This is a genomic window from Candidatus Thiodiazotropha sp. AKIB8 (assembly GCF_058244675.1).
This window is the reverse complement of sequence record NZ_JBSYOO010000004.1, coordinates 1-24,101: the sequence shown is the minus strand read 5'-3', so window position 1 is coordinate 24,101 and position 24,101 is coordinate 1. Positions and strand designations below refer to the sequence as shown.

Annotated in this window: 12 protein-coding genes and 1 pseudogene; 3 read left to right on the top strand and 10 right to left on the bottom strand. The window is 46.2% G+C overall.

The window, feature by feature from the left end; genetic code table 11:
• Positions 1 to 28: 28 nt before the first annotated feature.
• Positions 29 to 721, bottom strand: coding sequence for a phosphate regulon transcriptional regulator PhoB (gene phoB, locus AC4IFB_RS00260; RefSeq protein ID WP_490775907.1), 693 nt, complete (start codon positions 719 to 721; stop codon positions 29 to 31).
• Positions 722 to 879: 158 nt separating this feature from the next.
• Complete coding sequence (locus AC4IFB_RS00255; RefSeq protein ID WP_490775908.1) at positions 880 to 1,233, bottom strand: PilZ domain-containing protein; 354 nt, start codon at positions 1,231 to 1,233, stop codon at positions 880 to 882.
• A 235-nt stretch (positions 1,234 to 1,468) separates the two neighbouring features.
• Between AC4IFB_RS00255 and argS the strand changes: the two genes are divergently transcribed.
• From argS to AC4IFB_RS00240, 3 genes are all read left to right on the top strand, one after another.
• Entirely contained in the window at positions 1,469 to 3,229 is a 1,761-nt protein-coding gene (gene argS / locus AC4IFB_RS00250) for an arginine--tRNA ligase (protein WP_490779041.1), read from the top strand.
• 5 nt (positions 3,230 to 3,234) lie between these two features.
• Entirely contained in the window at positions 3,235 to 3,819 is a 585-nt protein-coding gene (locus AC4IFB_RS00245; RefSeq protein ID WP_490779040.1) for an SPOR domain-containing protein, read from the top strand.
• Between the two features lie 263 nt (positions 3,820 to 4,082).
• Positions 4,083 to 4,655: an NnrU family protein gene (locus tag AC4IFB_RS00240; protein WP_490779039.1), complete on the top strand. Its 573-nt coding sequence runs from the start codon at positions 4,083 to 4,085 to the stop codon at positions 4,653 to 4,655.
• Between the two features lie 172 nt (positions 4,656 to 4,827).
• On the opposite strand, the gene AC4IFB_RS00235 is transcribed toward AC4IFB_RS00240, so the two are convergent.
• From AC4IFB_RS00235 to AC4IFB_RS00200, 8 genes and pseudogenes are all read right to left on the bottom strand, one after another.
• The gene (locus AC4IFB_RS00235) at positions 4,828 to 5,430 is read right to left on the bottom strand and encodes an SRPBCC family protein (RefSeq protein WP_490775912.1); all 603 of its coding nucleotides are present in this window, start codon (positions 5,428 to 5,430) and stop codon (positions 4,828 to 4,830) included.
• Between the two features lie 601 nt (positions 5,431 to 6,031).
• The gene (locus AC4IFB_RS00230) at positions 6,032 to 6,325 is read right to left on the bottom strand and encodes a hypothetical protein (protein WP_490779038.1); all 294 of its coding nucleotides are present in this window, start codon (positions 6,323 to 6,325) and stop codon (positions 6,032 to 6,034) included.
• Between the two features lie 682 nt (positions 6,326 to 7,007).
• Positions 7,008 to 7,664 carry a hypothetical protein gene (locus AC4IFB_RS00225; protein WP_490779037.1) on the bottom strand — a complete coding sequence of 219 codons (657 nt, stop codon included), beginning with the start codon at positions 7,662 to 7,664 and terminating at the stop codon, positions 7,008 to 7,010.
• Between the two features lie 6 nt (positions 7,665 to 7,670).
• Positions 7,671 to 11,399, bottom strand: coding sequence for a Kelch repeat-containing protein (locus AC4IFB_RS00220; RefSeq protein ID WP_490779036.1), 3,729 nt, complete (start codon positions 11,397 to 11,399; stop codon positions 7,671 to 7,673).
• Between the two features lie 710 nt (positions 11,400 to 12,109).
• Positions 12,110 to 21,949, bottom strand: coding sequence for a calcium-binding protein (locus AC4IFB_RS00215; protein WP_490779035.1), 9,840 nt, complete (start codon positions 21,947 to 21,949; stop codon positions 12,110 to 12,112).
• Positions 21,950 to 21,963: 14 nt separating this feature from the next.
• Complete coding sequence (locus AC4IFB_RS00210; RefSeq protein WP_490779034.1) at positions 21,964 to 22,494, bottom strand: hypothetical protein; 531 nt, start codon at positions 22,492 to 22,494, stop codon at positions 21,964 to 21,966.
• Between the two features lie 170 nt (positions 22,495 to 22,664).
• Entirely contained in the window at positions 22,665 to 23,228 is a 564-nt protein-coding gene (locus AC4IFB_RS00205; protein ID WP_490779033.1) for a hypothetical protein, read from the bottom strand.
• Positions 23,229 to 23,598: 370 nt separating this feature from the next.
• Positions 23,599 to 24,101 (bottom strand): annotated as a pseudogene (locus AC4IFB_RS00200) (alpha-amylase family glycosyl hydrolase); the annotation flags it as partial.

The following is a 24,101-nucleotide window of genomic DNA, read 5'->3' as shown; positions in this document are numbered from 1 at the left end:
GCGTACCAATCCGCTCTGAAACATACGATCAGAGCTTGTCTGAGAAGCGGTATCCCGCCCCGCGAACAGTCTGCAGCAGTTTGTCTTTGCTGGAAGGTTCAAGGGCTTTGCGCAAACGACGAATATGTACATCCACAGTGCGCTCTTCTATATAGACATTGGTACCCCAAACCCGGTCGAGCAACTGACTGCGGGAAAAGACACGCTCCCGGTGAGTCATAAAGTAGTGCAACAGACGGAATTCAGTCGGTCCCAGCTCAATCACCTCTTCATCTGAAGTTACCCGATGACTGACCGGATCGAGTTGCAAGCCGCCGCAACCTAATATTTCTCCGGCCAACAAGGGTGAAACCCGTCTTAATATTGAACGAATCCTGGCCAGTAGCTCCCGAGCGGAAAAGGGCTTGGTAACATAATCCTCGGCACCAATATCCAATCCACGGACTTTGTCGTTCTCCTCACCCTTTGCAGTTAGCATGATGATGGGAATAGACTCGGTCTTACTGTCTTTCTTAAGACGACCAGCTAATTCGATACCGCTCATACCCGGCAGCATCCAATCCAGCAGGATAAGGTCGGGGCGTGATTTGTTGATTTGACTGATTGCCTGAGTCGCATCTTCAGCGAAATCGGCTTGAAAACCATCCTGCTCGAGGATGAAACGCAACATCTCGCCAACGGCCGGCTCGTCGTCGACTGCAAGTATTCGGGGGATTGTCATCTCCATGTCCATATTTTGCAAAATCAGCGCATTATTAAACAGGAGGTTTGTTACATGGAGATGACAACAGAATGCTGTTTTAGGGGGCCGGTGAAGATCAACGACATAACTCGGCTAAATCCATTTACTGATTCCATAGATTGGCTTAAATGTGAAACTTAAGGATGAACTTCCATAGCAACAGGGCTGGAAACTGCCTCTACTCTTCTGCGACTTGAGGCATCCGCAATGACTGATTCATAAAGTTCAGACTGTGGTTTCCAGAACATCACACCCACACCGCCCTGATGGGAGTGTGTAACAACCCCCATAATGGACCAATGTCGTCCATGGCGAAACAGTTCCAGTTCGACCAATGAACCTGTCAGCAGGGTTAAACTCTCTGTCTGCAGGAACATACCCTGCACAGAGCAATTCTCTGCCCTGGCGGGAAATAAGCGCTGTTTACGGTAGCGGATGTAGACATCACCATCCATCGGATAGCGCTTACTGTATCTTTTCTCAACTGGCATCTTTTTATCCTTGCTGTTTTTATACCAATAAAGTGTAGAAAGCCAAGATGACTAACGTATGACATGAGGATGAACCCTTTCTGACCCGCATTTGATCCTGAGGTGAAATCTTGCCCCCACAGACGCAGCTATCAACAGGGTCACGAAATGAAACAAATTGTGCTGAATCTCCCACGTAATGCGTAATTCCTGGTATCCTTGCCGGCCTCTCAGAGTGGTTTAATCGGCAACAGAAATGAAGAAGCAAATCGAACAACTGGTAGTTTCTGCGCTGCAACATCTCGTCGCAGAAGGCATTATCCCGTCAGACAACCTGGCAATACCTAAAATTGAGCGGACAAAAGATAGCAAACATGGTGATTTTGCGACCAATGCTGCCCTGGTTTTGTCCAAGCTGGCCAGAAAAAACCCTCGAGAACTGGCCCAGGCAATAGTCGATTCACTGCCCACATCCGATATTGTTGAGAAGTGTGACATCGCTGGCCCGGGATTCATCAATTTCACCCTCTCACCCAGCGCTTACAACAGCCTGATCCCATCTGTTATCAAGCAGGGCCACCACTATGGCCGCAGTGAATTGGGAGCCGGCAAAAAAGTACAGGTTGAATATGTATCAGCGAACCCGACTGGTCCGCTGCATGTTGGCCATGGCCGGGGGGCAGCCTACGGCTCGGTCGTCGCCGACCTGCTTGAGGCGATTGGATATGAAGTACATCGGGAATATTACGTCAATGATGCCGGACGACAGATGGACATTCTCGCCGCCTCTGTGTGGATGCGCTATCTGGAACTGTGCGATGAAACACTGACCTTCCCTGTAAATGGCTACAAAGGCGATTATGTTTGGGACATCGCAGCCACATTGCACCGGGATCATGGGGAGACCTACAAAATTGATGCCGCAACCCTGTTTGAGGGGGTGCCTGCAGACGAGCCCGATGGTGGCGATAAAGAGCTCCACATTGATGCCTTGATCAACCAGGCGAAGAGAGTGCTGGGCGACAATCGTTACCGCTTCGTCTTTGAATTGGGCCTCAACACCATACTAGATGACATTCGAGACGACCTCTCCCAGTTTGGGGTCAACTATGAAGAGTGGTATTCAGAACGCAGCCTGATGGAGTCTGGTGCAGTCAACCAGGTCATTGAGCGCCTGCGCAACAGCGACCATCTCTACGAAAAGGAGGGGGCACTCTGGTTCCGCTCCACCGATTTTGGTGATGAGAAAGATCGGGTCGTGGTGCGCGACAACGGCCAAACCACCTACTTCGCATCCGACATCGCCTACCACCTGGATAAACTTCAGCGCGGTTTCGAACGGGTTATCGATGTCTGGGGTGCTGATCACCACGGTTACGTACCCCGGGTCAAGGCAGCATTGAAGGCCTTGGGAGAAGACGCAGATAAACTCGATGTATTGCTGGTTCAGTTTGCGATTCTCTACCGCGGTGGTGAAAAGGCTCAAATGTCCACCCGCTCCGGTGAATTCGTCACTCTGAGGGAGCTGCGTAAAGAGGTAGGCGCTGATGCCGCCCGCTTTTTCTACGTGATGCGTAAATGTGAACAACACATGGACTTTGACCTGGACCTGGCGAAGTCCCAGTCCAATGACAACCCGGTCTACTATGTACAATATGCCCATGCCCGCATCTGCAGTGTGCTACAGATGGCCGCTGAGCAGCAGATCACCATTGCCAGCGATCCAGGCACAGTCGACTACGCCTGCTTAACAGAATCCCAGGAGCAGGCCCTGCTGACAAACCTGGCAAAATACCCTGAAGCTGTGGAGATATCGGCACTGAATGAGGAGCCACATCAGTTAACCCACTATCTGCGTCAACTGGCCACCGATTTCCATACCTACTACAACGCACACAAGTTCCTGATAGATGATATATCGATCAGAGATGCGCGGCTGCAACTCATCATTGCCACCCGTCAGGTGCTGCGCAACGGACTCAGTCTGTTGGGGGTTTCTGCCCCTGAAAAGATGTAACAACCATGGCAGATTATAAACATCGCGCTGGCACTAAGAAAAAGCGCCCCAGCAGCTGCAGTCATGGACTCTTTTTTTTCGGCGGCCTGGTGGCTGGCATATTTCTGGCCGGCTTGGCCTGGTTGCAGTTGAGCCCTCGCCTCTCCGTTCATGAGGTTCCAGGCATTGCAACAAAACCCAAACAGACCAGGCAGGAGCAACCCCCCGCGCCAAAACCCAACTTTGAGTTTTATACCATTCTTCCAGAGATGGAAGTGGTTATCCCCGATGAGGAGATTGTTACACCAGAACCCTCGCCTAGCCAGCGAAAGCCCAAAGCGCAACAGGAGACACGAGCTGCCACACAAGCCAAGGGTAGCTATATCCTGCAGATGGGATCATTCCGAAAATATCAGGATGCAGATCGTCTCAAAGCCCGCCTGGCACTGATGGGAATCGAAGCAGAGATCCAGAAAGTCAGCATCAACAACCGGGACACCTATCACCGGGTTCGAAGTGCCCCCTATCGCTCTCAATCCCAGCTCAACAGCGCCCGTAGCCTGGCGAAGAAAAATGGCATCACCAGTCTGGTGATCAAGCTTAAAGAGTAAGATTTTTGACTCCGAAAATTGTACTGAGTTGAAATCAGGGTTTATTCGCACACACCAGTAACATCTTTATATATAACGCACTCGATCGGATCTGGTAGCTAATAACCCGGCGCCTTAATCTGGACAACCATTACTCTAATATTAAAATATTCAATTGTTGTAGTGAATAACGATAGATAACATTCTGAGCCTGGTGCAATTACTACCTGTTAATAATATTTTTCTCAATTAGAATAGAGGGCAAACAAACACAGGAAACTGCCATGTCTCTACTGATTTTAGGGTTGGTGCTGTGGATAGGCGTTCATCTTCTTCCTTCGTTAGCGCCCAATACACGTAAAGCACTGAGCGGAAAACTGGGCGAAATGCCATACCAGGGTCTCTTCTCGCTATGCATATTCTCCAGTGTGGCACTGATTATAATAGGCTGGCGCAACTCTGCTACCTCGCCTGTCTATGACCCCATGCCTACCCTTGGCACTATCGCAATAGTATTGGTGGTTATTGGCTTTATCCTGATGGCCGCTGCAAATTCACCCAACACCCGAGTTAAACGGTTCATACGACATCCGCAACTGACTGGTCTCCTGCTTTGGGCTATCGCCCATTTACTTACCAACGGCGACAGTCGTTCACTGTTACTATTTTCCGCACTTGCATTTTGGAGTGTAGTATCGATGATAACCATCAACCTGCGTGATGGGCCATGGCAAAAACCGCAAACATACATACCGTTGCATATGGATGCAATCATAATAGTTTTAGGTGTTGTATTGGATTTGGTTATGGTCTGGTTTCATGAGTATTTATCCGGCGTCTCCCTGGTCGGGGTCTGACGGATTATGTAGCATACACTCAGCGACCATCTCTTTATTCTGCTCCTTGGAAAGAGTGGTAACTCCCTATCAAGTTTCACAGGTTGTGTATGCTGGGCTTGTCATGGGCCTGGCCAATGAATTGCTACTTGTAACAACTCAATAAGATTTATAGTTATAAATTTTGATTGGCTTAGAGTTTGCTGCTTCTTCCTGTCATGCGAAGCAATCCTTGTAACGAGCTAAAGCATATATTTTGCATAAGATTATTAATTAGATTTTCCTGGTTCACCATACCCGGATCTGCATGAACAGTGAAACTCACCTGAGTTGATTTTTCACTCACTGCAGTAAGTCTCCAGCAGCCTTTAAATCCAGTCATCCGAAAACGTTTAGCGCGCACTTTCAAATTGGGATGTTTATAAGCATGATTATCAATAGAATTTATAGTAATCACCATCTTTTCATCACTTATATCGGACATCTTTCTTGCTGATAGTATGATGTCACCATTCCAATGCCCTAAAGAGGAGCCTTGGGCATAATAGATTACCTTACTAAAATCATCTTTCGCCTCAAGCTCCATGGCCTCAGTACAATTGTACATCCACTCTGGGTAGGCGGATATATTCTTCAATACATCAACAACTTTCGCATATGTAGCGTTTAATAGAGTATTAGCGCGGTACTCCATGAAATATGTTTTGATTAATTTTCGCTCATAACAGACAACACTTTTATTGCTTTTCTTTCTGCTCCACGCCCTGTCAATATTATGAATATTGTTAACTAACATCGTTATTTCCAGAGTATTAATTAATCATATAATGGTCATTTGTCGAAAGTTGTAATCAAATCGCACTCTGTATATCGGCACTTTTCAGCAATAGTTAAGCTCGAAAACCATGCTCACAGTAAGCTCTTCAATTGCTTTCAATCCCCATGACAACTAGAAGATACCGCGATGGAAATTGAGAAGTAATTCATAACGGTGTTTTTTTAAACTCCCGTTAAACTTACTGTTACACAATGAACGTCACTTCGATAAGTAATGTGAGGGAATGTGAGGTGGCCTGCCTATTCTATAAAACCTGATCGTAATGATCGATGTTCAGATGCGGATTGGCACTTTTACCGATAGCTTAAATTGTTGTGATTGTGCAACCAGAACCTAAATCTTGGACAGCAGTGCATCGAGTAAATTCCAACCAGATTGAAATAGCATTTACATAGCAACACTCGCCTCCTTAGAAACATTATTTAAACATCCTGGAGAAGTTATATACGTGTAAAAAACCAACCTGTGCCTATCTTGCAACCATCCATCTCTGATCAGGCATTTATCTTTTCGACAAGTTTTTTTATAAGGCGGAAGAGTTAGAGAGCGAGAGAGACTCTTACATGGCAGACTGCCATAGTGTCACTCCCTGCCAGAAAAAGCTGAGAGATAGCAGAATGCAGATCAAGGTGACTGTTGAGTAGAACGGCTTAAAACCGCTTGCCAGTGTGCCTCTGATACCTAAATATGAACCAATGGCGGTTACAACAAAAGCAAACTCGCATACAAAGAGGAGTGTCAGTAGGGGGATCAAGGTAACTCCATCACTCCCTATTTCACTGCCTTTCATTACCAGCAGCATAAGAAACAGACCAAGACCCAAGGCAATAAATGGAAAATTATTTTTAATCATCACTATTTTAGCTGTAAAAGCCTCTATATATAGAAAAGGAAAAGGGATAACTGCTTATATATAGTAATATAATGTAGAGAGTCTATCTATGGAGCGATCTTTGAAAATAACCGGGCCAAAAAAACATTTCAGGAAAAATATACTAATAATGGCCACATACATACCTATCTAGTCCTCTCAACCTCTTCTAACTATGTCGTATTTCATTAACGAAGCTGTGTTTCTTTACTTCTGCGAATGCCGGAACACCCCCTAGCCCTGACGAGAGAGGGGAGCACTCATCCTGTTTGTCACTGATTAATTGTGTTTTTTCTTGTCTCAAAACCGACTCAAAATGAAGAGCCAAACAAGATCAAACATTTGGGCATCTCTATTATTAACAAAAGGTGCGGCAGGGCCGTACCCTACGATTCATCATTGCTTTCGTATTCACTCCCACACTGGAGCGTGGGAACAAGGAACGTAAATCGACCAGGGAGACAATACAAAATCCAGATGACTCCTCGAAATAGATTCAAATGTAGGGTGCGGCCCTGCCGCACCATGTCCAACTAAAACCAAAACCACCATACAAGTCAATCTACAGATCTAGCTGGCAATCAACAAAATATCTTGGATTTTTCTGGGGGATTATCAACCTGAGGGAGCGGCAGGAACATCGCTTCATTACTCTCAACTCAATTCACCTAAAAGAACGATTAGTCGCGGATGTAGAGATTTTTTTGACGACACCATTAATTGAATAGACTCGGTTGTTTTTCTTATCGGCCAATACATAAAGCGCCGCGAAAGTCCCATCTTCATCTATTAATACCTCCTGCTTTATAGCGCCGTGGCTACTACAGAACTTGAAATCTTCATCTGTCATACCAACACTCGGCAATTGCCGCCACTTTGCTCCACAGAACTCTTTTATCTCATCATAAAAGTTGCTCAACTGCGCTACAGATCTTGCATTCTTACGCTGAGTCAACTCTTGCAAAGCACTTGCACTACAGAGTCTGTAGGCTTTTCCAACCTGCCAACTTTTCGGTTTTCCACAGACGCTTTCCACATATTGACTAGGCTTTGATTGAGATTTTGGTTTCCTGCTTTGGGAGAGGCCATATCCCTGGTAGGCCAAAAAGTCTAATTTCTTATAAACTGCTTCAATGGCTCCCTGATTTTGGTGTTGCTGATTCTTCTGAGGCGCCCCCACTTTGACACAAGGTCTATCTTGATAACTCTTTTTGCCATTGCTAACACACTCATAGCTCATGTCACCATAAGTAAAACCACTTATCACCATGAATACCAGAAACAGTAAATTTTGAGATCTATAAAAATCTGTGATCATCACGCTTTGTCACCAGGCCGATTTACTACAACTTGTCGATCTTTCCAGTTTAATCAACTCATAACTGCTCTCCACGCCATTCATCTCTATCACCTTAAAGCGCTGATCACTCTCGGGGATGATTTCGTTGATATCAAATCTATCCTGTCCGCTATAGTGGCGCCAAACCATATATTTATCCTGTATTGCCCAGTAACCATGATACCCAGCTCTGCGCCCGCCACCTGAAAAGCTGTTAGTCATAATATAACTGCCATCATCCTTAAATCGTATTCGGTACATGTTATTTTTTTGTCTTAGCGTCCACTCTCCTATGATATGGCAAGGAATACGACTCTCCCCTTTACGGTTTACCAAGAGACCGGTTTCCGGATCCAGGCACGCCTTGGGGTCATCACGGCATCTCTGCCCATTGAACCCAGAGGATGAAAACAAGGAGAGCTCCTGGCGCTTCCCAGTGGCAATATAGGACCATATTGGCGGTACGGCATAGATCGCCACAATCCCATATACCAGCAGTCGCATGAGCCATTTTGGGATATGCGGAATATAAGGTACTTTGAGAACATTTAGAAATGAAATCACCAATAAAGCAGCCAGTGCAAGAAATAACCACTCTCTATATCTATGCACTAATGCAAAAACCTGCTCAGCTTGACCAGGTTTCACTTCAAGTGGATCGTTTTTTAATTTTCGCGCTTTTTTGTTGATGCTTTTTTCAACCGCTTTTAACGAAGTGAAACGCTTTGTACGATAGTGAGGTGTTTTTTTATCCAGCCAACGTAAACTAAAATACTCCTCACTGCCAGGGAACAGTGATATACCATCACAACTTGCCCGCGCATGAAAAAAACCATTCCCAGGGTCGTTTGCACCACTGGGCTCTCCGGCAAAAATCACATCTCCATTTTCTAACACTAACATCTTTATCTCGGACTTAATGCCGAAACCAGGATCTGCCAGCTTGGTCACCTCACCCGTTTCTGGATTAAAAACCGCCAGGGGTGATGAAGAGATGGCGCAACCATCAGGAAGAACGTGAGTATCCAACCCCATCTCACCGGGAGAAAGTACAAAGCGCCACTCTTCTGCATCTTCATTCCACGACATAGAATAAGCTGAGGTTGATCTTGGCCATAACATCCTTGAGCCGAGATCATTGATTTCAAACTGCAGACCGCTGCCAGGATCGACCGCAACAGTCACAGGCATAGGCACACGAACCGGTGAACCTTTCACTATTCCAGCCATGTCCCACTCGACCTGAAATTTTTGCCAGTCACCCTGTTGCTGATCGTAGACATAGGCTTCATGTTTGTTAATCAGTGTGATCACCCGACCATCCGAGAGCGTTGCCAACTCAGGAGACCAACTGCTTTTATACTCAAACTCGATCAGACCACAACTTTTCCACTGAATGCTATTGGGCTTCCAGATATCACAGGAGTAACGCTGGCTGTTATCTCTTGCCAGATAGATAACATCCCCTGACTTAAGCTCTATGAGGTTACTATTTTTTACAAACGGTTTTCCTGGGCTTCCTGCATATTGCCAACGATTATTACGGGGGTTCCAGATCCTCGCATTGTGTCGCCCCAACTCTGGATCGCCATACTCCTCGCCAACCATCATAACCCGGCCATCATGCAACTCTGTCGCAGCGGGCGTGTTCCTCCAGACTGGTGTTGAAATAGTTTGCCCGGTCGCCAGCGGCTCCCAACGCATAATTGCGCTTTCGGTAAACAGCAACGCTTTACCATTCTCCCGTGGCATCAACCTGACATGATTATGTTTATTCCAGGCCATTTGTGGCGTTGCATTACCAGCCAGAATCCAATAGTCAGCCTGTGTATCCCATACCCAGGCCCAGGGTGTCGCCGATTCCCAGGTACCGCCAGCAATGAGTACCCGCCCATCAGAGAGTCGTGTCGCAGCATGACGGTGTAACGCAAAAGGTAGTCGAGGCCCCGCCACCCAGCGTTTCGCTGTTGGCTCCCATATCTCACTGCTATCTAATGTTCGTTCATCTTCCCCTTTACCCCCCGCAACAATAATCCTGCCATCCTTCAACAGAGTGGCGGTATGGTCATAACGAGGCGTCTTTAATTGAGAGATGAGTCGCCACATGCTCTCGCCTGGGCACCAATGCTCAACATCACTAATTGGCAGGCCTTGGCTATCGAAACCACCGCTGACCACTACACATCCGTTTTCACGCACCGTAGCGGTATGTTTTGCACGAGCCACATTGAGTGAAGGCATGGCCTCAACTTTTCCGTCAATATAGCGCTCCACACTATTTATTACCGGCTCTTTGGGTGTCAGATAGACCCCTGGATCCCCTTCACCACCAACAAACAATACACTGCCATCTTTTAAAAGTGATGCGGTATGGTAGAGACGACCCTGTTTGAGTGACGGTGCTGGAAGCCACTTACGAGTCACCGAATCCCAAAGTGACAAGGCGGTATATTCGGGATAACGGTATGTGGTTTTTGAAAGTTCCGCATCACAAATCCCCCCGGCATAGAGAACTTTACCCGCTTCAATTAGGGTTGCTGTATGGAACATTCGAGCCCCATAAGGACACTCATCGGGATGGGAGAGCTTCACCCAACCTTCTAACTCTGTATCCCACAGTACAAAACTCTCATTTGAACGACTTAATGCTCTACGTTCTCTTCTTAGACTCTCCAAATAATCGTCACGAAGTATATGACCTGGTGCTATCAGACCCCCACCATATTGAAGGATCGAGCCACTCTTCAACTGTGTGGTCGTGTTACCTCTTATTTTATTACCAGGCTCTCCTGCATAGAGCAATCGGCCCGCGGCAAAGGATAGATCCAAAAAAGGATCAGGACCTGCCACTGGAGAGCGACTATCAGATGGAGTATCAGGTTTTGGTTGCTCTTTTACATCGACTGGACAACCAGCCCACCCAGCCCGTGTAAGTTGATATTTATAGTCATATAGGGCGTCAATACGTACTTCATCAACAAGCTTCCATTCATCATCAAGTTCCGGTGAATCCGGGTCTATGGCGATCAATGTGGAGATTGCCTTTTGATAACGCCGTTTCGCCTGACTCGCTTTCTGTTTGAGCTCGCTACAAACTTTCGGGTTCGTACTACCCGCATCACGCTCTAGCGGTAATTTGTTCTGTTGGACAGATAATTCAGCTATACAGGGACGATCACTCAAAGTAACTTTGCCAAACTCATCAACACACTGGTGCACAAGCTGTTTGTTAATGTTTTTTTGAGTCGCAGCGGGGGCTGCGGATTTGTATCGTTGATAATCGCTATATAGACGAAGATAAGCGCTATGATAATCAGACTTAGGCAGCCTGTTTATCGATCTAAAATCTTCCGCCAAAACCCGATGTAGCGCTACGTTCACTACCCCTTGGGTTCTGTAGAGATCCACCACCTTTGAGAGACGATCATAAGCCTGATCCAAAACAGCCAACTGCTCCTTCTGATGCATCACCTTGCAATCATTCAAATCAACATGCCGCCCTCGGGTCTCGACACTCAAGAGACTACGGGATGAGCTCCCGCTTTTTCGCATCTTCTCGATGAGGGCATCATAGTTCTCATTGACCATCTCACGACATGATTCAGCATTGCGTGTCTCATATTTCACGCTGAGACCGGCATTAGCTGTAGCGAAAGGTAATAGAGAAAGGAACAACCAAAAGTAGTGGATCGTTGATATATAGGTAGGACGGCTCAAGTGGAAAAGCCCCTTCACTTCAGTTAGGCAAGACTGACACACAAAACTGCAGAGCACAGCTTCGACCTAATCAGCTCTAAAGAGCCTGTATACAGTCAACTTTTTAAAACAGATAAAAGAGTAGCATAGATAACCACAATTAGAGCAAGTCATTTACTTTCTAAACATTTAATAGTTAGACTTGATCTATATTCAAGGAGAAGGCTTGAGTAAAGACATGCACGCCTCATCTTCAGCGAGTACATTACTGATACAGTAGGGCCACGCACTACCTACTGGAATAAGTGCAAGAGCGGGGCCATGCCCCACCAAAAATCTTGCCGAAAACTTCAAAACCACATGCAACCTTTACAGTTTCATGAATATCCCGGCAAGGTTGACCTTGGAGGGCAGTCTGGAAGAACGAAATAAATCCAGACTAGTGTGGTGCGTCAAACTAATCGACGATTCTGGCGAGACGCTAAGTGGTCAGCCACTAGGCGCGTGCCGCCGGGAATAGCAGGCCCTTTCCAAGGTGCGCAACGCCCCGAAGGAAGTGCCCTTGGGGTGCAACGCGGATGACCGCTTAGCGTCTCGCCCGAAGGGAAGCCAGCTCAGGCCAGGATACTGCGTTGCAATGCTTGGAAAGGGCGGGCCATTCCCTGCGCATTGCGCCTTCTCTCCTGGCCTGAGCTGGCTTCTATAATCGTCAATTAGTATGACGCACCACACTAGGCAGTGGCCTGCCAGCTCTCAGCAAGTAGTGGCTGAAGAGCGTCAGCCGCATCCTGAGGAATAACATTGCCAACACCGGAAGGCGCATCGTAACTTGCCATTGCCATGACCAATTGATCTACCTGCTGGCTAAGCAGCACAGAACCGCCCGCCTCGATCCGATCCACCTCTTGGGCAGGATCGCTGTACCACTGATCGACCGTCACCTGCTCATCACTACCCGCCAGGGTAATTGTCAGGTCGTCACCTGTACGGCTAAACCACAGAGCATCAACCGTTGCCTCTTCAAATCGAAGCGTGTCCGTTCCACTATCACCGGCATCGTAATTGTTGATCCGATCCTGCCCCGAGGACGCTCCGATCAGATAGAGATCGTTACCGAATCCCCCCATCAGATAGTCATTGCCCCCATTACCTTGCAGCTGATCGTCTCCTGCTCCACCATCGATAAAATCGTTGCCGTTTGATGCAAGATAGAGACTATCGCTCCCATCACCCAAGGTTACCGTTTCATATCCCCGTTCATCTGGAAGATTTGTGTAGTCAGGAGAGCCCTGTGGATCTGGATTACTCAATCCGAAGGCGCCAAAAATCTGATCGGCGCTGATTTCACCACCACTGGTAAACACAAAACGGTCAACAGCATGATCACCACCCAGGAAAAAATTCTGCAGAGTTACTTGGTCATCACCACCACTGATGCTTAGGATCAAGTTATCTCCTGATCTCGTCAGACCACTGGCGACCTGACCGAAATCGATACCCTCAAATTGCAAAGTATCAAAGCCACCGCCTTGGTTGTCGATCAAGTCTTGTCCACCACCTGCCATGAAGACATAGGTGTCATTACCTCGGCCACCAACCAAAGCATCATTGCCCGCACCCCCATTCAGACTATCGGCGCCATTGCCACCATCAAGACGATCATCACCCCCATTACCCAATAACTGATCGTTGCCATTGAAACCCTGAATCAGGTCGGCCTGATCACCACCACTCAAAGCAGCATCATCCGTTGATTCTCCGATCAGGGTCTGAGAGAAATCCGGCTGCGCGGCAGGTACGGCCAACCCGAAGGCACCGAAGATCTGCTCAGCGCTGATTGATCCCCCGGTAGCGAACTCTATGGTTTCCACCAAATAGTCGCCACCCAAGAAAAAATTACCCAGAGTTATCTGATCGGGACCGCCGTTGATGCTCAACACCAGATCGTCACCTGACTTGAGGAGACCGGAGGCAACCTGACTGAAGGTGATGCCGTTTTCAAAACGCAAACGGTCGACACCCGAGGTTTCCAGCAAGCTATCCTGCCCACCGGTGAAGATGTAGGTATCATCACCTGTACCACCGAGAAGCAGGTCATTACCAAGGCCACCGCCAAGGGTGTCGTTACCCGCACCGACAATCAACGTCTCGTGAGCATCACTACCAGTCAGGGTATCGTCTCCAGATGGCGTCGGAGGTGTTACAGGATCGATGGTCGTACTGTCGTCAACAGGATCGGCTCCAGTACCGGTATCACCACCTGTATCCGGCGGAGTTGTATCACCCGAGTCGGTCGCACCTTCATCACCCCCTGTGGTAGGAGCATCTTGACCATCGTTGTCAGGGGCTGGCGCCTCAGGCAACGGGGTTAGGAGTCCGCCTATCTGTTCGGCATAAATTTCATTGGCTTCACCAGTCTGAATGAGATCAATCACAGCATCTCCACCCAGGAAATGGCTGGTTACTCGAACCGACTGTTCAAGATCCCCATCAACCAGAATCACAAGATCGTCCCCATCCTGATGAAAACTCAGCCGATCACTGGTCACATCGGTAAAAAAGAGACGGTCGACACCGCCACCGGTGTTGTCTATGACATCCTGTCCATTTCCGAGGCTGTAATAATAGTGGTCATCGCCAGCACCACCGCTGAGGGCGTCATCGCCCAAACCACCTACCAAGTTGTCATTACCTAAACCACCTTGCAGCGAGTCATTTCCGGTACCGCCATAGAGCAGGTCATCTTCGCTATCGCCTGATATCGTGTCAGCGCCCTCCTGACCATAGAGACGATCAGCGCCTTCACCACCTGAAAGTTGATCATTACCACCGGAACCGTAAAGCGTGTCGTCACCAACAAGTCCATCCAATACGTCACCAGAAGTATTACCATAGAGTTCGTCATCACTTTCAGTACCTAAAGTCAGATGAGACGCAACATAGTCATAATCCCAAGTTGTACCATCGTGGAATTCGATTGCATCCAATGCGAAGGTATTCGCACCGTCATCCTGAAAGTAACTGACGACAGAGACACCACCACCGGTAAAGGTTAGTACCAGATTGGTTCTGTCACGGGTAAGGGTAACGTCGCTTGGTGATATGCCTTCTTCAAAACGCAGTACATCCCGGCCACCATCGCTATCCTGATTGTCGATAATATCCAGACCATCACCTGAAGCATATAGATAGGTGTCATTACCATCACCACCCTCTAATAAGTCAGGCCCGGTCCCACCCCGGAGAATATCGTCACCTCCCGAGCCATGAAGATCATCGTACCCTCCTCCACCGGACAGATTATCATCTCCTACGGAACCCCATAACTGGTTATACCAATCATCACCAATCAGCGTTCTTGGGTCTGCAGTAAAAGGAGGCTCATCAGCATACGGCCCCTCGTCTGTCGTCAAACCTGACGAAGCATCTTCCGCACTGACGATTGTTCCGTCGGTAAATTCAAACTGCTCCACTTGCCAGCGATAGGTGTTGTGATAGGAATATCCTGGGCTATTAATTAACTCGAACCAATTCTGGATCGTGATACCATCACCAGCCCCACCATAACTAACGATCAGATCCATACCTTGACGTTCGAATACGACCGTAGACGAATCAACACCATCTCCAAATAGCACTCTTCCCCTGAGCCCCCGTTGGGAGTTGTCATTATTTATGATTGTGTCTTGTCCATCACCAAGATTAAAACGATAGGTTGTATTACCGCGCCCCTCTAGCAAGTCATTACCTTGCCCGCCATCTAACAAAGACATGCCATAATCTTCGTTATAGACGGCAAGTCTATAACGTTGATAGTAGGAACCTGGCGAATCAGGGTCATCTCTCACATAGTATTCCCCTGACACGCTATCATCGACACCCTCAGCGATCAGGTGATCATCTCCTTCACCGCCATACAGAACACCACTTCCTAACAAACTGTCATTACCACTACCACCATATAACTCCCCTGAACCAATCAGAACATCAGCTCCCTCACCGCCTTGGAGAATGTCATACTCTGTTCGTGTATCATCCACCCAATAAGGCTGATCCCAAGTATCTACTCCAAAGTTGTCACTGGTGAACTGAGCCCTCAGTTCGGACAGCTCATAGTAGTACGGCCATATGTTTGAACCAATTATGATGTCGTTACCACTACCACCTTCCAAGTGGTCATTTCCTTCCATACCCAAAACATAATCGATACCCTCACCACCCAGTAGCAGGTCGTTTCCTTGCTCACCGAACAGATAATCATCGCCGGCTCCACCATCGGCATAATCATCGCCTTCGCGCGTAAGTACATCGTCATTACCGGCCAGCGCTTGAATTACGTCCGCATCAGAGGTGCCCTCGAGTACATCATCACCGGCGCCACCCTGAACAGTCTGGTTAAGCAACTCTTCAGCATCCCAGATGACACCATCAGAGAAGTGGACCTCCTGAATAGGGGTTATAACAGCAGAGTTGTTGATTCCCCCGAACTGATTCAAAACAGTAATCTGTCCACCACCTACAAGGTCAGTAATGATCAGATCGTCGCCAGAGCGATTGATATCGATCTGATCCGACACCAGATCGACAATCTCAATATGATTGACATCATTGATATCAAAAATAACATCATGCCCATCACCACTTACATAGCGGTAGGTGTCGTTGCCTTCACCACCTTCCAGACGGTCATCTCCCGTACCACCTGACAATTGATCATTTCCGCTTTGGCCTATAAGCAGGTCATTACCAGCACCACCAAAGAGCTGATCATCACCCAACATACCATTGATTGTGTCATTTCCGGCCTGGCCATCGATCAGGTCATCTGAGTCATACCCAACCAGGTGCTGATCAGTATCATCCCCTTCAAGCAATCCGCTTAAAACATCATCATAGCTCCAATAGGTACCATCTAGAAAAATAAGCGCATCAATTCGCTCATTGATATTGGCGATACAAAATCTCTCGACACGTGTTGTAGACCCAGCACATTCGATAAGCAGATCATCCTCATCACGTGACAGTACAACCATGTCAGGAGTAATCCCTTCATCAAAGACAATCCTGTCATAAGCATTTTCATTTAAACCATTGCGATTAATGATGGTATTTTCACCAGCAACCTGACCAAGTAAATAGGTATCGTTACCAGCCCCACCATATAAGGTATTTATTCCTGCGGAAGTTGTTAACTGGTCATCACCTTCATCTCCATGAAGCTGGTCTACCCCTTCACCACCGTCGATACGATCATCACCCAGACCACCTTGTAAAATATCATTACCAGATTCACCTAATAATATGTCACTGCCCTCTCCACCAAGGATCTCATCGTCACCTTGGTTTCCTAACAACATATCTTCACCGGCGCCTCCGTCCAAGCTGTCATTACCCTCGCCACCAGAGAAATGATCATCACCCTCAGCGCCAACCAGGGTATCATCGCCTAATTGCCCATTGATAACGCTGCCTTCTGCTACCGCATAGAGCAAGTCATCCCCTGTACTGGGCACCAATATTGAATCTGAGATAGTTTGTGCAGTCCATACTGTTCCATCTGAAAACTCAATGGCATTAAGCGCATATTCGCCGTTACTCCCACCGGTGAAATGATTTGTTACGGTTACACGATCTGTTCCACCATTCAGAGTGATAACCAGATCCAACCCCTCACGGGCCATTGTTACATCTGAAACCTCTATACCAGTTCCAAATCGTAACAAATCACGACTGCTCGAAATCGCGTCATGATTATCGATCGTGCACTGACCGTCCCCAATGCTAAAGAGATAGACATCATCCCCACCCCCCCCACTTAAAGCATCATTACCAGCACCACCGTTTAGAACATCGTTACCGTACCCACCATCCAGTTCATCATCACCATCTCCACCGATCAATTCATCATTACCCCAACCACCCGCTAACAGGTCATTACCAGCCCCACCGAGCAGAGTATCATCATCTTGGTCACCATGAAGCGTATCACTGCCTTGACCACCAATTAACTCATCATTACCCTCCGCGCCATAGAGTAAATCATCTCCTTCCCCGCCATCTAACTGGTCATCACCATCCCATCCGTTAGCAAAATCGTCGCCTTGCTGGAGTTCAATCGTATTATTGCTACTATCCCCAAGGTAGTTATCTGAGTCCGCACTCGTATCGGTTACCATTGCCAGAACTTCATCGAAGGTAATCGACGTTCCATCAGAAAACTCTATCTCATAGTTATACAACCTCCCGGTGTCTGATTGTAAATACTCCGAAAAATAGTGCTGGAGGAGAAGTGACTCACCTGTATCCAAAAACTCGATCAATAGAGAATCACCAGGCAAACTTGAATACTCTGGGGTAGGATCATAGACATGTCCGTAATATTGAGTGGAACGAAAACGGATACTATCCAGAGATATTCCTTCTCCAAGCCTGACAGTATTGACATCACTGATATCAGTAACAGAAAGCCCAGATTCATTATCGTAAATTTGGTCGTTCCCGTCTCCCAGGTTATAAAGATATACATCTGAGCCACGACCACCATTCAAACGATCATTTCCAACGCCACCGGAGAGCACATCGTTCCCGTCTCCCCCATCCAGGTAATCTCTTCCCTCACCTCCAAACAACTGATCGTCACCATCTGAACCATGCAGATTGTCATCACCAGCTAAACCAGAAAGCGTGTCGCCATCGTCATGGGCAAACAGACTGTCATTACCATCAGTTGCCGCACGCACCATGGCATTCACATCATCAAAACTCCACGAGACTCCATCATCGAAAGTTATTCTGTCGAGAGTTTGATCACTACCGCCATCCCGATTAAAGTACCCATCGAGCACCACTGTCTCAAAATCACCATCAATAGAATAACTGATCACTAATGCATTTCCGGCAAAGCTGCCAAATGAGCGGATAATCTCTCGACGACTTACCCAATTAACATCAGTACTGTCAATACCGCGGAGAATCAATTCATCGAATTCACTGCTTTCAGGGCTATCATCCGCCGATGAGAGATTGTTAATGCGAACATCACCCTGCCCTGCGATATGAATATAGGTATCATCACCGGCACCGCCGTTACAGACACCCCGATGACATTCGAGTAAGTCATCGCCATCGCCACCATGGAGCTCATCCCAGCCTTCTCCACTTCCGCTGATCAAATGGTCGTTACCATCACCTCCCCACAGATGATCATAACCACTACCGCTATCGAGATAGTCATTACCGGCATCACCATATAACCAATCGTTACCTTCCGAGGCGGTTAATGTGTCATCGCCCGCATCACCATGCAGCACATCGTCTCCATCCCCTCCGTGAAGCGTATCGTCACCTTCGGCACCATTAATCCGATCATCCCCGGCGTGCCCATCAAGCAGGTCGGCATCTGCCGTGCCTGTAAGTTGATCATCCCCGTTTCCTGTCTGATCCGTCCAGTTTTCAAACCAGGCGGTATCCCAACGAGTACCATCGTCAAATTCGATACCGGTCAGGCCATTAACGGAATCAAGAGAAGAAAAATAGTAACTTACTGTTATTACATCGCCACTATCCAGAAACGTTAAACAGAGGTTATCGTCGACGCGGCTCACAGCGACATTACCAGGGTCAATGCCACCTGTAAGTTGTAAAACATCCTGACTCACAGCTTCAGATGAGCTGGAATAGGAGTGGCTGATAATCAATACATCACCGTCTCCCGCGTTGTACACAAAACGGTCGTCACCTGTTCCGCCGTTCAATACATCTTCATGTCCTGCATACAGAATATCGTTACCGTCACCACCGATTACTCGATCAGCGCCGGCTCCGCCATCCAGGATGTCGTCACCCGCACCACCATGCAGGTAATCACTGCCATCACCACCATTGAGGTTATCGTTTCCATCATCTCCGTTGAGATTATCGGAGCCATCATCACCCGTTAAATTGTCATTTCCTTCACCACCGGCAAGCCAATCGTCCCCTGAAGCGCCGACGATAATGTCATCGCCTCTGCCGCCGTCGATGTTGTCATTTTGATCATTACCGGTAATTGGATCATCTAGGTCCGTGCCTTGAACATTGTTTACGGAATCACCAAGCACGATTTCCCATGAACGCGGGATGAAACGGGGCACCATTCTGACTGCATTGAAGAAAATATTTTCAGACGTTTCCCAAGGTACATTATAATAGTCGGAATACTCCATATCACGATACAAATCCCACCAATAGCTGATATGTTCACTATCTAACCAGTTTGGCTCGTTATATCTGTTTTCTGTATTTATACCGAGATTTGCAGCGCTGTAGTTTTCTATAGTGATTGTATTCGCGGGATTTCTGGCATCACTGACCAGAAGAGTATTGCCGTTGAGGGTGTAGTGAATCGTCACATCATAATAGTCATTGTACTCTTGATACACATTGCTATCACCAATTTGCCTGATGGCGTGGAGCCCGAGCAACACGTAGACATTCTCTCCGCTACCGGTTGTAACACTCATACAGACATTGCCTGCGCCGTCCGAATCACTGATCACGTCACCAGCACCGGCATAGTAGAGATCTTCTCCTTCTCCACCTTCCAACCGATCGGATACACCATCATCCACGAGTACATATTCACCTAGAGCTTCGTCGTAATACCGATTATCACCATAGAGGACATCGATTCCGTTATCGCCGGCGAGGTTGTCTTCACCCAGTCCACCAACTAACAAATCCCGATCGTTACCCCCCCTGATAAAATCTATACCTTCTCCCCCATATAATGCGTCGTCTCCATCGTCACCAAGAATAGAGTCAACACCTTCATTACCCTCTATCAAGTCATTTCCGGCATTACCATGAAGAATATCACCTCCACCACCGCCAGAAATATAGTCGTCATTATCCTCACCAGAAAATGTTTCTGAGTCATCGCTGCCGAAAATAATCTGCCTAGTATCTGTTATACCTAAATCTAAACGATCGATGGTTAATTCGTAATAATCATCATTAACCCAATCTACATAATGTATATCACCTGGCACTGCTTGAGGCATATCGAGTAAGAGTTCGTAGACGCCACCTGTTCCACCTGAATCTCGATACAGTCGCTCAAAAATAAGGAAATTTGCCCTGTTTTCTAACCAAGCATCGGTCATTACCCCTTCATTAGTCTGATTATCATAAAGATCTAATGAGTCATCTTCATTGTGTTGTTCATAGTCAGCGTCATCAACACCGAAGGGATTCAATTCACGTAAAGCGTATCGCCAAGCAATATTCTCTTTCGCATAATCTACAATTCGATCTCGTAGTACCTTGTCAAACCCGGTCACACTATCGAATAAAAACATGCCGCCATTGGTATCTGTTGGCAATTCACCAGAAGAACCCTCATCTTCACCGAAGAAAAGATCACCTAGGCGCTGTACTATATTAAGTTTTTGGTCATCATTCAGATCACCAAACCAATCATAGAATTCATTCGCAACATCAGAGCCAAATAGCCCACCAACAACACTTGCACCGAATACCAATACAGCAGTTACAGGTGCACTGACTATACCCACTGCAGCAATTACAGCAGCACCTATGGCAGCCCCAGATATTGCACCTATCTCCGATCCTGCGGTGTCTACTGCCCACTGTTCTAAAAACGTATTACGTTCTTCTTCCGTTTCTGCTTCCATAGCTTGATAAGCTACAACAGTTAAACCAATCATTGCTCCAAATATGCCTAACCTATTGGCATGTTTGTAAAGGTCATATCTACTCGCCAGTGATTCTGCAGATGCTACTAAACTTCCTAGTTGATTTCTTAACGCACTAAATTCTGCACTATCTAACGAACTAAAATAATCTAGCGCTATTTGATGCTTCCCTGGATTATTTTTAATATAAGTATCTGTTTCCAATAACTCGTTACTTAAATAGTCACCTGGTGTAACAGAAAAAGAATCACCAATATCCACAAATTCCAAACCACTGAGCCTCACATTCATTTGCGAGATAATACTTAAATGTGAAAATACGGCAGTTGGATTACTCAGATCTCTAAACTCACTAATCGGTATACCTTCAACGCGTGTTATCTGAGGATTGTTTAGTAATGCAGGAATCTCCGTTTGTGCCAATATGCCATCCAGAGAGCCGTTATTAATTAGTACACGTACTTCGCCTGTTGCTTCTTCTACAAATCGTCTCGAAACATTGTCCCACGCACCATTTGGTTGCCTTGTATTAGGAACCATTTCTCCATCTATATATTCTGCTGTCCCATTAAGATATTGGTATGCTGTCGATCCTTCTTGTCTTGCATTTGTACCAAATAAATCATACAACTTATCGTTAAGCAGATCGTTATTATGTAAAAAAACTGCGGCCTCAGTATCCCCAATCAACCTTAGACCTTCACCAGGCGCTATTAGTGATAGAGATTCAGCGATATCTAGAGTACCATCTCCACTAAACAGCATTGTTGTGCCAGACGTTCCAGATGCATCTAGTTCATTTATTAAATCATTAAGATGGTCTATTGTATAGATAGAATTGAGTCGTTGGTTTGCTTGCTCAGCAGTGATTGACATATGATCATCCTTGACTAGAAGTTAAATTCAACATTTGTATTAGGTGCTTGTCTATAAACCCCTAACAAACCATACGCGTTTAGCGCATCTTTAAGTAAAATTAATATTTCATCCTTAGATAATTGGATATCAGGAGCAGCAAAATACTTTATAAGATCCCAGACTATGATATAAGGAGTATCATGTATACTACTACTAGTTCCTTTACCATATTCTAAATCTACAACAATATATTTTTGATCTATCCAAAGTAGAAATTTTGTTATTGTTGGATCTTCTCTTCCACCGCCTCCCACTTTTAGTAGAAATATATTTTTTTCTCTATCAATACAAAAACTAGGTCGTTGCCCAATATAGTATTTTCCTTTCCTTAAGGGATGAAATTTGTCCCATATTCCATACAAATCATATTTTTCAATATCTTCGTCAGTTGCATATTCATTTACAAAAGCCATATCTTTTCTCGCTTGTATCTTGTGATTTGTATTTTGGTTGATTCCAGGTAGTAAATCACGAAAGGATTCAGTATTGGATAGGGTTTGCATAGTTTCGTCCTTGATCTTTGTTTAATTTCTATTTAAGCACTTAAGCTACTAAATTATCATACTTGCTTTTTTGAGAGAACCAATCTACGCGATCAGTTTAATCGACATAATCATGCCGCTGTCTTCATAAAACTACAAAAACGATTATTCACGCAGATCATCAATACTCTCTACCGCGCCCAGCAACTCATTTGCTTTACAAATTCCACGATTGTATTGGGCAACTGTTTTCTCACACCAGAATACCCATAGGCAATCAATGCCTTTTTAAGAATACTCATAATCTGATCCTTTGACTCCTGGCCACCTAACTGAGGATGATAGCCAGCCAACTCCCACCTCATCCGATACGGATCACTTTTTATCCCATTAGGGTTCAAGCCACCTATAGTATCCAGTTCCACAATAACATGACGCCCATTAATCCATAACAATGCAGTCGTTCTATTTGACTCATCATACCTTCCGCTACGAATAGGCATAAAAAATATATTTTGATCACGATCAATAGTAAATTTTGGTTTATGCCCAAGATAGTAATCGCCTTTCCAGGCGGGGTGATATTGATCCCATATTCCATTCAAATCATATTTATCAATATCTTCATCAGTTGCATATTCATTGACAAAAGCCATGACTTTCCTCGCTTGTATCTGGTGATTTGTCATTTGGTTGTGTCCAGGTAGCAAATCACGTAAAGATTCACTATTGTCAGTGTTGAATAGGAATTGCATCGTTTCTTCCTTGATCTTTGTTTAAATTCCATTTAATTACCTAAATTATCATACTTGTTTTTGTTGTGAGAACCAATCTATACGATCAGTCCAACCGGCAATGTCATGCCGCTGTCTTCAAAGACTAATCAGGACAGGCATTTAAGACTAATCAGGACAGGCATCATTTGAAGGAAGAAAATAGGCTCCCCAGCTTCCATTTGTTTCTATTGGAATAAAATTGTGGCCAGCATCGACTAATCCAAGAGGTTTAGCCGACAATCATCTTCTCATTGAGCGATCTTGATATGGATTTTCCGAATAAGGAGAAAGAAGCATCCTGCCAAACACTTTAATTGGCATAAATAACCTTGGCTGGGCTTTAAAGATATCAGGTGGGTGATGTCTGATAGATCTGCAACGAAAACCCACTCGCGCAGAACCACTTCCTTCCTCTACCTATTGCTTGAGTGAACTGCTTGATCCCTTCCCTTGTTCCTATGACTGTATTGTAGTTTTTGCCATAGTTCTTTAAGCTATCGAACCAGGCTTCCGAGTTGATATTAAACCGCTCCAGGATTGGTGCTAGATCTGAGGGAATTTCACTAGATTTATCCTCTCTGATTGCTCGCCCGGCCCAATCGGTCAGTTCCAGATAGTCTGGCAGGCTAAAGTTCAAACCAGAGGTTTTGTCTTGATGCTCGCCACCAACGAACGGCTCTAAATGCTCTGGTGCTGCGGTTGTTGCTTCTACACGATTCCCTGTTTGCTCAAGTGTTTTTTGATAATGTCTGATGCGATCCTGGATGGAGGTGAAGTCTGATGCTTCCGGTCGATCGGCTATCTTTGCCCGGATCGGATTGAGGTCAACGTAACTCATACAGGTCAATAGGG

Bases quoted from the DNA above. Each gene is read 5' to 3' on its own strand.
- argS (WP_490779041.1), top strand. From the start codon at position 1,469: ATGAAGAAGCAAATCGAACAACTGGTAGTTTCTGCGCTGCAACATCTC.
- AC4IFB_RS00255 (WP_490775908.1), bottom strand. From the start codon at position 1,233: ATGCCAGTTGAGAAAAGATACAGTAAGCGCTATCCGATGGATGGTGAT.
- AC4IFB_RS00215 (WP_490779035.1), bottom strand. From the start codon at position 21,949: ATGTCAATCACTGCTGAGCAAGCAAACCAACGACTCAATTCTATCTAT.
- AC4IFB_RS00240 (WP_490779039.1), top strand. From the start codon at position 4,083: ATGTCTCTACTGATTTTAGGGTTGGTGCTGTGGATAGGCGTTCATCTT.
- AC4IFB_RS00245 (WP_490779040.1), top strand. From the start codon at position 3,235: ATGGCAGATTATAAACATCGCGCTGGCACTAAGAAAAAGCGCCCCAGC.
- AC4IFB_RS00235 (WP_490775912.1), bottom strand. From the start codon at position 5,430: ATGTTAGTTAACAATATTCATAATATTGACAGGGCGTGGAGCAGAAAG.
- AC4IFB_RS00230 (WP_490779038.1), bottom strand. From the start codon at position 6,325: ATGATTAAAAATAATTTTCCATTTATTGCCTTGGGTCTTGGTCTGTTT.
- AC4IFB_RS00210 (WP_490779034.1), bottom strand. From the start codon at position 22,494: ATGCAAACCCTATCCAATACTGAATCCTTTCGTGATTTACTACCTGGA.
- phoB (WP_490775907.1), bottom strand. From the start codon at position 721: ATGACAATCCCCCGAATACTTGCAGTCGACGACGAGCCGGCCGTTGGC.
- AC4IFB_RS00205 (WP_490779033.1), bottom strand. From the start codon at position 23,228: ATGCAATTCCTATTCAACACTGACAATAGTGAATCTTTACGTGATTTG.